Annotated in this window: 17 protein-coding genes; 9 read left to right on the forward strand and 8 right to left on the reverse strand. The window is 67.9% G+C overall.

Annotation, left to right across the window (positions count from 1 at the left end):
- Window positions 1-60 precede the first annotated feature (60 nt).
- On the forward strand, window positions 61-429 hold the full coding sequence (locus D6850_RS07200; protein WP_121165362.1) for a helix-turn-helix domain-containing protein: 369 nt from the start codon (window positions 61-63) through the stop codon (window positions 427-429).
- Window positions 430-441: 12 nt separating this feature from the next.
- Here D6850_RS07200 and D6850_RS07205 read toward each other — a convergent pair whose 3' ends face one another.
- A complete protein-coding gene (locus D6850_RS07205) occupies window positions 442-1,416 on the reverse strand; it encodes a glutathione S-transferase family protein (RefSeq protein ID WP_121165364.1) in 975 nt (324 codons plus the stop codon).
- A 213-nt stretch (window positions 1,417-1,629) separates the two neighbouring features.
- Here D6850_RS07205 and D6850_RS07210 point away from each other — a divergent pair, with 213 nt between their 5' ends.
- Complete coding sequence (locus D6850_RS07210) at window positions 1,630-1,983, forward strand: hypothetical protein (protein ID WP_121165366.1); 354 nt, start codon at window positions 1,630-1,632, stop codon at window positions 1,981-1,983.
- Between the two features lie 86 nt (window positions 1,984-2,069).
- Here the strand turns inward: D6850_RS07210 and D6850_RS07215 are convergent, their stop codons facing one another.
- Window positions 2,070-3,239, reverse strand: coding sequence for a MalY/PatB family protein (locus D6850_RS07215; RefSeq protein WP_121165368.1), 1,170 nt, complete (start codon window positions 3,237-3,239; stop codon window positions 2,070-2,072).
- Window positions 3,240-3,335: 96 nt separating this feature from the next.
- Here D6850_RS07215 and def (D6850_RS07220) point away from each other — a divergent pair, with 96 nt between their 5' ends.
- From def (D6850_RS07220) to D6850_RS07235, 4 genes are all read left to right on the forward strand, one after another.
- The gene (gene def / locus D6850_RS07220) at window positions 3,336-3,854 is read left to right on the forward strand and encodes a peptide deformylase (protein ID WP_121165370.1); all 519 of its coding nucleotides are present in this window, start codon (window positions 3,336-3,338) and stop codon (window positions 3,852-3,854) included.
- Between the two features lie 4 nt (window positions 3,855-3,858).
- A complete protein-coding gene (def, locus tag D6850_RS07225; protein WP_121165372.1) occupies window positions 3,859-4,353 on the forward strand; it encodes a peptide deformylase in 495 nt (164 codons plus the stop codon).
- Window positions 4,354-4,442: 89 nt separating this feature from the next.
- Window positions 4,443-5,348 carry a methionyl-tRNA formyltransferase gene (fmt, locus tag D6850_RS07230; RefSeq protein ID WP_121165374.1) on the forward strand — a complete coding sequence of 302 codons (906 nt, stop codon included), beginning with the start codon at window positions 4,443-4,445 and terminating at the stop codon, window positions 5,346-5,348.
- Window positions 5,349-5,365: 17 nt separating this feature from the next.
- Window positions 5,366-5,608: a hypothetical protein gene (locus tag D6850_RS07235; RefSeq protein WP_121165376.1), complete on the forward strand. Its 243-nt coding sequence runs from the start codon at window positions 5,366-5,368 to the stop codon at window positions 5,606-5,608.
- A 6-nt stretch (window positions 5,609-5,614) separates the two neighbouring features.
- Here the strand turns inward: D6850_RS07235 and D6850_RS07240 are convergent, their stop codons facing one another.
- Genes D6850_RS07240 through ispH form a run of 5 tightly spaced genes read right to left on the reverse strand, consistent with a single transcriptional unit; the run spans window position 5,615 to window position 8,705 of the window.
- Window positions 5,615-6,256 carry a trimeric intracellular cation channel family protein gene (locus tag D6850_RS07240; protein ID WP_121165378.1) on the reverse strand — a complete coding sequence of 214 codons (642 nt, stop codon included), beginning with the start codon at window positions 6,254-6,256 and terminating at the stop codon, window positions 5,615-5,617.
- A complete protein-coding gene (rnhA, locus tag D6850_RS07245; RefSeq protein WP_121165380.1) occupies window positions 6,253-6,723 on the reverse strand; it encodes a ribonuclease HI in 471 nt (156 codons plus the stop codon). Before rnhA ends, D6850_RS07240 begins: the two co-directional genes overlap by 4 nt.
- Window positions 6,716-7,312 carry a methyltransferase domain-containing protein gene (locus D6850_RS07250; RefSeq protein ID WP_121165382.1) on the reverse strand — a complete coding sequence of 199 codons (597 nt, stop codon included), beginning with the start codon at window positions 7,310-7,312 and terminating at the stop codon, window positions 6,716-6,718. Before D6850_RS07250 ends, rnhA begins: the two co-directional genes overlap by 8 nt.
- Window positions 7,309-7,758 (reverse strand): DUF3429 domain-containing protein, encoded by a 450-nt coding sequence (locus D6850_RS07255; RefSeq protein WP_121165384.1) that lies wholly within the window; start codon window positions 7,756-7,758, stop codon window positions 7,309-7,311. The genes D6850_RS07250 and D6850_RS07255 overlap by 4 nt, the downstream gene beginning before the upstream one ends.
- Window positions 7,755-8,705: a 4-hydroxy-3-methylbut-2-enyl diphosphate reductase gene (gene ispH, locus D6850_RS07260; RefSeq protein WP_121165386.1), complete on the reverse strand. Its 951-nt coding sequence runs from the start codon at window positions 8,703-8,705 to the stop codon at window positions 7,755-7,757. The genes D6850_RS07255 and ispH overlap by 4 nt, the downstream gene beginning before the upstream one ends.
- 124 nt (window positions 8,706-8,829) lie before the next feature.
- Between ispH and D6850_RS07265 the strand changes: the two genes are divergently transcribed.
- Window positions 8,830-9,966 carry a TIGR03364 family FAD-dependent oxidoreductase gene (locus D6850_RS07265; protein WP_166434017.1) on the forward strand — a complete coding sequence of 379 codons (1,137 nt, stop codon included), beginning with the start codon at window positions 8,830-8,832 and terminating at the stop codon, window positions 9,964-9,966.
- A 329-nt stretch (window positions 9,967-10,295) separates the two neighbouring features.
- Here the strand turns inward: D6850_RS07265 and D6850_RS07270 are convergent, their stop codons facing one another.
- Window positions 10,296-10,868 (reverse strand): LabA-like NYN domain-containing protein, encoded by a 573-nt coding sequence (locus D6850_RS07270; RefSeq protein WP_121165390.1) that lies wholly within the window; start codon window positions 10,866-10,868, stop codon window positions 10,296-10,298.
- Between the two features lie 132 nt (window positions 10,869-11,000).
- Between D6850_RS07270 and folK the strand changes: the two genes are divergently transcribed.
- Both folK and rpoZ read left to right on the forward strand, forming a co-directional pair.
- Window positions 11,001-11,576, forward strand: a complete 576-nt coding sequence (gene folK / locus D6850_RS07275; protein WP_121165392.1) for a 2-amino-4-hydroxy-6-hydroxymethyldihydropteridine diphosphokinase — start codon at window positions 11,001-11,003, stop codon at window positions 11,574-11,576.
- 75 nt (window positions 11,577-11,651) lie between these two features.
- Entirely contained in the window at window positions 11,652-12,011 is a 360-nt protein-coding gene (gene rpoZ / locus D6850_RS07280) for a DNA-directed RNA polymerase subunit omega (protein WP_121165394.1), read from the forward strand.
- The last annotated feature ends 14 nt before the right edge of the window (window positions 12,012-12,025 follow it).

The following is a 12,025-nucleotide window of genomic DNA, read 5'->3' on the forward strand; positions in this document are numbered from 1 at the left end:
CGGCATAGCTTTGCGCCTCCGCCACCGGGCGGCCAGGCCGGAAACGGGATTGGAGCTGAAATGAACGTCCTGATCGTCGAGAGCAACCCGAACCTGGGCGGCCTGTGGCAGCGTCACATGCAGCGCCAGGGCATGGAGGTGCGGCTTGAACAGGGGCAGCCCGGCGCGATCAAGGCGTTGCAGACGCACGCTTATGACATCATCGTGCTCAACCTCGTGATCGAGAGGGGCAGCGCGCTCGCGATCGCGGATTTCGCCAGCTATCGCCACCCGGATACGCAGATCGTGTTCGTCACCGACACGTCCTTCTTCTCCGACGGGTCGGTCTTTCAACTCAGCGCCAACACCCGCGCTTTCGTGCAGTCCGACACCCCGCCCGAGGATCTGACCGCGATGGTTGAGCATTACGGCGCGCGCCTGCCGTCCTGATCCGATGCCCGCTCAGCCGCGCCCATGGGGCGCGGTGAGGTCCATGACGGGGCCGACGGGGACGATGCGGTGCGGATTGATCGTGTCGTGGCTGTAGTAGTAGTGCTGCACGATATGATCGAAATGCACGGTCTGCGCGACGCCCTCCCACTGGTAGAGTTCGCGCAGGTAGCTCCAAAGGTTGGGATAGTCGACGATTCGCGCCCGGTTGCATTTGAAATGCGTGTGGTAGACCGGGTCGAACCGGATCAACGTGGTAAAGAGCCGCCAGTCCGCCTCGGTCACGTGTTCGCCCATCAGGTAGCGATATTCGCCCAACCGCGCCTCGAGCCAGTCGAAACTGTCGAAAAGCGCGTGCGCCGCCTCTTCATAGGCGGATTGAGAGGTGGCGAAACCGGCCTTGTAGACGCCGTTGTTGACGGTGTCGTAGACGCGCGCGTTGACCGGCTCGATCGCGTCGCGCAGCGCCTCGGGCCAGTAATCGTCGGTATTGCCGGTGAGATCGTCGAAGGCGCTGTTGAACATGCGGATGATCTCGGAGGATTCGTTTGACACGATCGTCTCGCGCGCGCTGTCCCAGAGGACCGGCACCGTCACCCGGCCGGACACGTCGGGCTTCGTCTTGACATAGAGATCGCGCAGAAACGGCAGGTCGTAGAGCCTGTCGCCGGTCGCGCCGGGGAAATTCGCATCAAAGCTCCACCCGTCGCCAAGCATGTGCGGATGCACCACCGATACGCCGATATGATCGCCGAGGCCCTTCAGCACGCGGAAGATCAGCGTGCGATGCGCCCACGGGCAGGCATAAGAGACATAGAGGTGATAGCGCCCGCTTTCGGCGGCGAAGCCGCCCTCGCCAGAGGGGCCCGGCGCGCCATCCGGGGTGATCCAGTTGCGGAACTCCGACGTGTCGCGCACGAAGGCGCCCCCGGTCTTGTCGGTGTCGTACCAGGTGTCGCGCCACACGCCTTCTACCAGCTTGCCCATCTCTGCGGCCTCCTTGTATTCCTGCGTCCGGACCTAGGGCGCGGCGCACCGGCTGGCCAGCCCGATGCGCGCGCATCGTCCCTGCATCCGCGCACAACCCTGCCGGGGCAGGGGCGGCAAATGGGTGACGTTGCGTAACCTTCTTCTAAACTTCACTTGATCGAAACGCCGGATCGGGCACCATCGCTGCGAATCCGAACGAAGGAACGCGCCATGATCACCCATCTGCCCGCCGACGTTCAGGCCGGGCTCGACGCCGCGCGCAAGCTGGCGGCGCGTAAATCCGGCCGCCTGCGCGTCGTGGTGGACGACACCGCCTACCGGGTGCTGCGCACCTGGCCCGGCGGCTTTGCGCTCAATGCGGCCGATGCGCCGCCCCGGCGCGGGCTGGTCGATCTTTATGAAGGAGGGCGTCACCTGTCGCGCTGCCTCGTCGTGGCGCTGGGCGAGGAAAACGGCGAGATCGCCTTTGATTACAAGCTGAGCACCGACGCCTCGGGCGAACAGCCGCTCGATTTCCACCGCGCGCCGGATGCGCCCGCCGCCCTGATCGAAAAGGACGGCTGACAGCCTCGCGCCGCTGTTTCTTGCGAAAATATCCTCGCCGAAGGCCGCCGGCCCCGTGCGGTCCGGTCCGGCACGCGCGCCGATCGCTACTGCAAATCCGAAAACGCCGCCTGCAATCTCTCCACCGCCTCGGCCACCCGCGCCCTCGGCGTCGCCAGGTTGAAGCGCAGCCAGCTTTCGCCGCCCTTGCCGAAGGTCGGGCCGTGGTTGGCGGCGATGCGGGCGTCCTCCTGCACGCGGCGGAGAACCTCGTCGCGCTCCATGCCGGTCCCGGCGAAATCCACCCACGCCAGGTAGGTCGCCTCGAGCGGCATCGACGCAACCCCCGGAATGGCGTTCACGCCCTCGTCGAACAGCCGCCGGTTGCCGTCGAGATAGCCGACCAGCGCATCGACCCATTCCGCGCCCTCGGGCGAATAGGCCGCCTCGGCCATGACGATGCCGAAGGAATTGGGCGACAGCCCCAGCGCGGCCATCCGCGTGGCGAAACGCGCGCGCAGTTCGGGGTCCGCGACGATCACGTTCCCGACATGCGAGCCGGCCATGTTGAAGGTCTTGGTGGTCGCGCTCATCATCACCAGCCGATCCTCGACGCCGCCGAAATGCGCCATCGGAATATGCTGATGGCCGGGCATCACCAGGTCATGGTGGATTTCGTCCGAGACGAGCACCAGGTCGTGCCGGCGCGCGAAATCCGCGACCCCCTGCAATTCGGCGCGGCTCCAGACCCGCCCGCCCGGATTGTGCGGCGAGCAGAGGATCAGCATCCTCTCGCCCCCCTTCATCTGCGCGTCCCAGGCGTCGAAATCCATCTCGTAGCGACCGTCGCGCAGCGCCAGCGGGCATTCCACCACTTCGCGCCCGGCGGCGCGGATCACCCTGGCGAAAGCGTGGTAAACGGGGGTCATCAGCACCACCCCGTCGCCCGGGGCGGTGTAGGCGTCCACGCACATCGCCGTCCCGTTGACAAGGCCGTGGGTGGTGAAGATCCACTCCGGCTCGATCCGCCAGCCGTGGCGCTCCTGCATCCACCACTGGATTGCGGCGCGATAGCTGCGCTCATCCCCGTAATAGCCATAGATCCCGTGATCATGCATCGCCTTCACCGCGTCAGAGACGCGCTGCGGCGGGCGGAAGTCCATGTCCGCGACCCACATCGCGATCCCGTCTTCGGGGGAGACGCCGTATAGCGGCTCCATCATGTCCCACTTGGAGGAATGGGTGCCCACCCGGTCGATGATCTCGTCGAAATTCATGTTGGTCTCCAGCCTTGTGCGCGCCGCACGCTAACCGATCGCGCCCCGAGCGCAAGGGCGTTGCAGACCCGCGCCGCTTGGCCTACATCGAGCGACATGAAGCTTCCGATCCTCATCCATCCCGATCCCCGGCTGAAAAAGGCCTGCGCGCCCGTCGACGACGTCGACGGCGAACTGAACGCGCTGGCCGAAAACATGCTTGAGACGATGTATGCCGCGCCGGGCATCGGGCTCGCCGCGCCGCAGGTCGGGGTGAACGCGCGGCTGATCGTGCTCGACTGCGTGAAGGACGAGGGTGAGCCGCCGCGTCCGCTCGTGATGTTCAACCCCGAAGTCACGGCGCGCTCCGATGCGCTCAACACCTACGAGGAAGGTTGCCTGTCGATCCCCGATGAATTCGCCGAGGTCACCCGCCCGGCCGAGGTCGAGGTGCGCTGGATCGACAAGGACGGCAAGCCGCAGAGCGCGGGGTTCGACGGGCTCTGGGCGACCTGCGTGCAGCACGAGATCGACCATCTCGACGGCCGCCTCTTCATCGATTACCTCGGCCCGATGAAACGTCAGATGATCACGCGGCGGATGCAGAAGCTCAAGCGCGAAAAGGCGCGGGCCTGATTTCGTGGCCGTGCGCCGCTGCCTGCCCTGGCCGGACGCGCGGCTGCGCACCCCCGCCCCTCCGGTGGAGGCGATCACCGACGCGATCCGCGCCACCTGGGCCGACATGATCGACACGATGGAGGCGATGCCGGGCGTCGGCCTCGCCGCGCCGCAGATCGGGGTGATGCTGCGCCTTGCGGTCATCGACGCGAGCGAGACGCGCGGGCAGGCGGTGTGCATGGCCAACCCCGAGATCCTGCACGCAAGCGTTCATCTGCGCAGCCACGAGGAGGCCAGCCCGAACCTGCCCGGCGTCTCGGCCAAAATCGAGCGCCCCCGCGCCGTCACCCTGCGCTTCCTGAACGCGGCGGGCGAGATCGAGGAGCGCGACTTCGTCGGCCTCCGGGCCACCTCGGCGCAGCATCAGATCGACCATCTCGAAGGGCGGATGTTTTTCGACCGGCTGGGCCGCGTGAAACGCGACATGCTGCTGCGCCGGGCGCGCAAGAAGGGCTGAGCGATGCGCCTGTCGCGAACGCCGGATTCGAGTATTCTGCAAATACTCAACTGCAACAGGGCGGCAGGCGGGCCGCCGGGGAGGGTGTGATGCGGGTGATCTTCATGGGAACGCCGGATTTCGCGGTTCCGGCGCTCGACGCGCTGGTCGCGGCCGGGCACGAGATCGCCGCCGTCTACAGCCAGCCGCCCCGCCCCGCCGGGCGCGGCAAGAAGGATCGCCCGACCCCGGTGCACGCCCGCGCCGAAGCGCTGGGGCTGCAGGTGCGCCACCCGGTTTCGCTGAAGACGCCCGAGGCGCAGGCGGCATTCGCCGCGCTCGAAGCCGATATCGCGGTGGTGGTGGCCTACGGGCTGATCCTGCCGCAGGGGGTGCTCGACGCTCCGGCGCATGGCTGTCTCAACATTCACGCCTCGCTCCTGCCGCGCTGGCGCGGGGCGGCGCCGATCCATCGCGCGATCCTGGCCGGCGACGCCGAGACCGGCGTTTGTATCATGCGGATGGAGGCGGGGCTCGACACCGGGCCGGTGCTCTTGCGCGAGGCGACGCCGATCGGGGAGGAAGAGACGACCGGCGCGCTGCATGACAGGCTTTCAGGGATGGGCGCGCGGCTCATCACGGAAGCGCTGGCGCAGTTCGACACGCTCGAGCCGGAGCCGCAACCGGCAGAAGGCGTGACCTATGCCGCCAAGATCGACAAGGCCGAGGCGCGCGTCGACTGGACGCGGGATGCGGTCGAGGTGGACCGGCTGATCCGCGGCCTTTCACCCTTCCCGGGCGCCTGGTGCGAGATCGATGGCCAGCGGGTCAAACTGCTGGGCTCGAAGCTGGCGGAGGGCGAGGGCGCGCCGGGCGAGGTGCTGGACGACGAGCTCTCGATCGCCTGCGGGCGGGGGGCGGTGCGGCTCTTGCGGCTGCAACGCGCGGGGCGCGCGGCGCAGGATGCAGAAACCTTCCTGCGCGGCATGAGCGTACCGCGCGGCGCGCGGATCTGAACACGAAAGGACATGGCATGTTTCCAGTCTTGATCGGCACAGTGGTGATCGCCGGAATCGTCGGCTACCTTTCGGAGAAAACCGGGTTCACCCGCAATGGTTACCTGCAATCCATCATCATCTGCGTGGGCGGCGCTTTTCTGTTCTATTTCGTGCGGATCATGTTCGGCATCAGGTTCGGGACGCCCGGAATCGACGCGGTCCTGTCCTCCATCGGCGCGTTGATCATCGTGCCGACCCATTGGCGCGGGCGGCGCTGAGGCCGCTCAGGCGCGCGGCGGGCGTCCCTTGTAGACCGGCAGGGACCAGCCGAACAACAGCGATCCCGCACGCAACGCCCAGGTCGCCAGACCGCACGCCCCGAGCGCCACGACCCGGTCGATCCCGCCTCCGTCCAGCAGCGCCGCCAGCAGCGCGCCCGCAAAGGCCGCACTGACATAGAGTTCGCCCTGGTGCAGCACGAGGGGCACCTCGCCTACCACCACGTCGCGCATCAGCCCGCCCATGCAGCCGGTCATGATGCCCATCAAGACCACGATCAGCGGCGGCTGCGCCATCGCCAGCGCCACGGCGACCCCGGCGGGCACCGCCACGGCAAGGGCGAAACTGTCCAGCCATATCAGCCACCGCTTGCGGCTCTCGACAAGGTGCGCGGTGAAGAACACCACCAGCGCCGCCGCCACGGCGATCAGGATATAGGTCGGGTCACCGATCCAGAAAACCGGATCGCGCTGGATCACCACGTCGCGCAAAGTCCCGCCGCCCACCGCCGTGAGACAGGCGATAAAGGCGAATCCGACAAGGTCGAGCTGCGCGCGGCTGGCCACCAGCGCGCCGGTCAGCGCAAAGACCAGCACCGCGGCGTAATCGAGATACTGCGCATAGGCGAAGACGGGCAGGGCGCTCATGTTTCGGGGTTCCGGGCGGGCTTGAACGGCGCCATCCCCGCACGGGCGAGTTCGTCCGCGCGCTCGTTCTCGGGGTGGCCGGCGTGCCCCTTGACCCATTCCCATGTCACCTCATGGCGCGCCTGTGCTGCGTCAAGGCGCTGCCACAACTCGGCGTTCTTCACCGGCTTCTTCGCCGAGGTGCGCCAGCCGTTGCGCTTCCAGCCGTGGATCCAGCCGGTGACGCCGTTCTTAACGTATTGGCTGTCCGTCACGATGGTAAGCGTGCTGGGCCGGTCGAGCACTTCCAGCGCGGAAATCGCCGCCATCAGCTCCATCTGGTTGTTGGTCGTCTCGGGCGCGCCGCCGCTCAGCTCGCGCTCCTTGACCACGCGACCGTCGTCGACCGCCCGCATCAGCACGCCCCAGCCGCCGGGGCCGGGATTGCCCGAACAGGCGCCGTCGGTATAGGCGACAAGTTCAACCATCCGCGAGGATCACGACCCAGGGGTCGTCGCTGCCGCTAAGCCCCTTGCCGCGGCCAGTGACGCCGGGGCCGGGCACGAACCCGGCATCCCGCAACAGCGCGCGCAGCTCGGCCTCGGTGTAATAGGTATAGAGCCGGCCCAGCGAATCGCGGCGTTCGCTGCGGCCGGTCTTCATCCCGATGTGAAACACGCCGCCCGGTTTCAGCGCCGTCCGCAGCGCCGCCAGATGCCGGGGCAGGTCCGCCCGGGCGGCGTGCAGCAGGCTGAAATTGGCCCATATCCCGTCGTAGAGAGCGTCGCCCGCGATGTCGTCGAATCGCGCCCGCCACGCGGTCACGCCGGGATGGCGCGCCGCCATCGCGACCATCTCCGCGACCGCGTCGATCGCGTCCACCCGGAACCCCGCATCGGCCAGCGCCGCCGCCGCTCCGCCGGGGCCGCAGCCGAGGTCAAGCGCGCGCCCCCCCGCAGGAAGCGCGGCCATGAACCGGGCAAGGTGGCGGTTGGTCTCGGCGTCCGCCTCGAACAGCGCGGCGTAGTCATCGGCCTTCGCGCCGTAAACCGCGAGGGTTTCGTCATCCGCGCTCATGCAAAGGCCCCGACGGCGAGGCAGGCCAGCACGACCGCGCTCAGCATCACGCGCAACTCCATCCACCAGGGCGGCGTCGCGCCGTGGCGCCAGAACAGCCAGTCAAGGCCCAGCAGCCCGATGAACCCGGCCATGAGCGAAATGCCCGCCCCGGTTGGCCCGCCCCCGGTCATCAGGAACGCCCAGAGCGCGGGGATCACCGAGAGCGCGTAACCCGTCGGCGCCCGCGCCGCGTCCAGCTTCGCCGCGAATCCCCAGAGCACGCCGGACATGAAGGCGAGGATGATCGCGCCGTAGAACAACATGACGTAGGGGCCCGCAAACCGCGCCCCGATATTTCTGACGGTCCACATCCCCAGATCGGGCAGCAACACCGTCACCGCCCCCCAGACGAAAGGGATCAGCCCGGCGAGGCCGAGAAGCAGGGGCGCGCGGGGGATGCTCACGCAGGCTCTCTCAGTATGCGGGGCACCTTGAACTCGACGTTCTCGGTGGCGGTCTCGATCTCGGTCACGGTCACGTCATAGCGCGCCTGCACGGTCTCGATCACCTCGTTGACCAGCACCTCGGGGGCCGACGCCCCGGCGGTCAGCCCGAGGCTGCGTATCCCGTCAAGCGCGCGCCAGTCGATATCGCCGGCGCGCTGCACCAGTTGCGCATAGGAACACCCTGCGCGCGCGCCCACCTCGACCAGGCGGCGGGAGTTGGACGAATTGGGCGCCCCCACGACAAGGATTGCGTCGACATGCGGCGCCATCGCCTTGACGGCCTCCTGCCGGTTGGTGGTGGCGTAGCAGATGTCTTCCTTGTGCGGCCCGCGGATGGATGGGAACCGCGCCCTGAGCGCGGCTACGATCCCGGCGGTGTCGTCGATCGACAGCGTCGTCTGCGTCACGTAGGCGAGCTCGTCTGCGTCGCGCACCTCGAGCGTGGCCACATCCTCGGGCGTTTCGACCAGCAGCACCGCGCCCTCGGGCAACTGCCCCATCGTGCCGATCGTCTCGGGGTGGCCGGCATGGCCGATCATCACGATCTGCAAGCCCGCCTCATGGTGGCGCGCCGCCTCGATATGCACCTTGGAGACCAGCGGGCAGGTGGCGTCGACATAGACCATCTCGCGCCGCGCGGCCTCGGCCGGAACGGCCTTGGGCACGCCGTGGGCGGAAAAGATCACCGGGCGGTCGTCGGGACATTCCTCGAGCGTCTCGACAAACACCGCGCCCTTGGCCCGCAGGTCGTCCACCACGTATTTGTTGTGCACGATCTCGTGCCGGACATAGACCGGCGCCCCCCATTTGCCGATCGCCATTTCCACGATCTTGATCGCCCGATCCACGCCGGCGCAGAAGCCGCGCGGCGCCGCGAGGTAGAGGGTGAGGGGTTGCTTGGTCATGACGGCACTCCTTGGCGGCAGAGGTAAGGGCTATGGCCGCTATCGTCCAGAGGCGATGCGCCTTGACGTCCCCCGCATTCGCCGCGCAACGATGGGCGGGCGGCAGGCGCAGAAGGAGGCAAAGATGCAGCGATACGACCTGGCCATTGTTGGCGGCGGCATCCTGGGGCTGGCGCACGCGTTGCACGGCGCGCGCGCGGGCCTGCGCGTGGCGGTGTTGGAGCGCGGCGCGCGCGCCGACGGCGCATCGGTGCGCAACTTCGGCATGTTGGCGATTGTCGCGCAGCGCCCGGGCGCGCAGCTGGACAGCGCGCGCGCCGCGCTGTCGACATGGCAGGAGGTCGCGGCGGCGGCGGGCATCGCGATGCGCCGGGCGGGCTGCCTGTTCGTCGCGCGCCACGACGCCGAGATGACGGTGCTCGAGGAGGGCGCGGCGCAGGCCGGATCGCAAGGCCATGATTTCACGCTGCTCGACGCCGAGGCGGCCCATGCCCGCGCGCCGGGTTTGCGGCGGGACACGGTGCTGGGCGGGCTGTACAGCCCGGACGCCTGGAAGCTCGATCAGCGGGGCGCGCTGGCCCGGCTCTCGGACTGGCTGGCGCGCGCCCACGGCGTCGCGTTCCATTTCGGAACCGAGGTGTTGGCGGCGGGGGAGGGCCGGGTCGAGACGGCCGCCGGCAGTTTCGGCGCGGATCACGTCGTGCTGTGCGGCGGCGAAGACTTCGCCACGCTCTTCCCGGACGCCTGGGCGCAGAGCGGCGTCGACGTCTGCCGGTTGCAGATGCTGCGCACCGCGCCGCAGCCGGCGGGCTGGCGGCTCGGGCCGTTCGTGCTCGGCGGGCTCAGCCTCGCGCGCTACGACGCCTTTGCCGATTGCCCCGGCCTGCCCCAGCTGCGCGCGCATCAGCAGGCGCATCAGGCGGATGCGCTGGCGCATGGCGTGCATGTCATCGCCGCCCAGGAAGAGGACGGAAGCGTCACGCTGGGCGATTCGCATCATTACGGCGCGGACGCCGCGCCGGCCGATCCGGCTGAGGTCGACGAAATCATCCTGCGCGAATTCGGCGGGATGCTGGACCTGCCGGAACCCGCCATCGCGCGGCGCTGGGTCGGCCGTTACGCGCATCTTCCGGGGCAGGAGGTGCTGACGCTCGCCCCGGCGAAGGGCGTCACGGCGGTCACCGTGACGAACGGTCAGGGGATGACCCACGGGTTCACCATCGCCGCGCGGACGATCGCCGGGATCGTGAAGCAGGCGTGATTCGCGCGCCTCAGAAGATGCCAGACCGAGACACGCGACACGGCTATCGGCTTTTTTGGTAGTGCCCGATGCCACGCTCGCCGGTCACGCGCACGTCACGGAATTGTCCGTCAGGAATCAAAAAATTTCGGGCCGCGAAAAGAAAGATCGCCCCCGGCGCACAGGCGACGGGGGCGACAGGCAAAGCCGTTGTGAAATGCCCGGGCTTGCAGTGGTCTGACTTACCCGGACCTCGCGGGACGTTGCCGTCCCCGAGGGCGCGCGCAATCGCGGAAGAAGCAGCGCCAGCGATCAGGGTCGATCGCCCGCGCCACGCCATGGCCCGCCGGTCAGTCCTGATCCGCCATCTCTTCCGAGCGATCGTGCTGAGGTTCGCGCGGCGGACGGCCGATCACCTCCTTGAGATCCTCCAGCTCGATGAAATTGTCGGCTTGGCGGCGCAGCTCGTCCGAGATCATCGGCGGATGGCTGCGGATCGTGGAGACGACCGAAACCCGGACGCCCTGGCGTTGCAGGCTTTCGACAAGGGGGCGGAAATCCCCGTCGCCGGAAAACAGGACCATATGATCGACGCGCGGCGCGAGTTCCATCGCGTCCACGGTCAGTTCTATGTCCATGTTGCCCTTGACCTTCCGCCGGCCCTGGCTGTCGGTGTATTCCTTGGCCGGCTTGGTGATCATCGCGTAGCCGTTGTAATGCAGCCAGTCTACCAGCGGGCGGATCGGCGAATAGTCGTCGTTTTCCAGCAGCGCCGTGTAGTAGGAAGCGCGAAGCAGTTTGCCGCGGCGCATGAATTCGGATCGCAAGAGCTTGTAATCGATGTCGAACCCCAACGCCTTGCCGGCGGCGTAGAGATTCGAGCCGTCGATGAACAGCGCGAGCCGCTCGTCCTTGTAAAACATCAAAATGTCCTTTCGAATGCTTTAACCGCCCTTCCCGGGATGGATGTGAGTGGTGGTGGTGAAGGTGACGGATGATGCGGGTTACGTAGGCCGTGTAATCCGGAGCGACAAGCCCGTAACGCAGGAGTGAACATGTCTGACGCCACGGAAACCGGCAGTTTTCTGATCGCGCTGGGCGGAAACCTGCCCAGCGCGCTGGGCCAGCCCGAGCGCACGCTGCACGCGGCGCTCGATGCGCTGGAGCGGGCGGGATGTCGCGACATGACGGTCAGCCGCTTTTATCGCACGCCCTGTTTCCCCCCCGGCGCAGGGCCGGATTACGTCAATGCGGCCGCGGGGTTCACCCGCTCCGGCGGGCCGCATGCGTTGCTTGAGTTGCTGCACAAGGTCGAAGCGGATTTCGGGCGCGAACGGGTGCGGCGCTGGGGTCGGCGGACGCTCGATCTGGACCTGCTGGCGGCGGGGGACGCGGTGCTTCCTGATGCGGCAACTTGCCGCAGGTGGTGCGATCTGCCGCCCGACCGTCAGGCCGAAACCGCCCCTGACCGGCTGATCCTGCCGCATCCGCGCATGCAGGACCGCGCCTTCGCGCTGGTCCCGCTCGCGGACGTCGCGCCGGACTGGCGGCACCCGGTTCTCGGGACAAGCGTGCGCGAGATGCTCGACGCGCTGCCCGCTTCGGAACGCGCGGCGGTCGTCGCGCTCTGATTCGTCGCTTGTAAATCCCGAGGCAAGGGCGTAAATACGGGCCTTCCTGCAGATGATTCAGCCCCCGGAGGTCTCATGGCCCGCGTAACGACCGAAGATTGCGTCGACAAGGTTCCCAACCGTTTCGATCTGGTGATGCTGGCCGCGCACCGCGCGCGCGAGATCGCCGCAGGCGCGCCGCTGACCGTGGACCGCGACAACGACAAGAACCCCGTCGTCGCCCTGCGCGAGATCGCCGAGGAAACCCAGAGCGCCGAGGACCTGCGCGAACGGCTGATCGAAAGCAACCAGACCGAGATCGAGGTCGACGAACCCGAGGACGACAACATGTCGCTGCTGCTCGGCGGGGGCGGCGAGGCCGACAAACCCCAGGACGACGACCTGTCCGAGGAAAAGCTGCTGCGCGCGCTGATGGAGGCGCAGGGCCAGGGCTGACGCCCGGTCCCCTG

The sequence above is a fragment of the Roseovarius spongiae genome, from assembly GCF_003651245.1.
Taxonomy (GTDB): Bacteria; Pseudomonadota; Alphaproteobacteria; order Rhodobacterales; family Rhodobacteraceae; genus Roseovarius; species Roseovarius spongiae.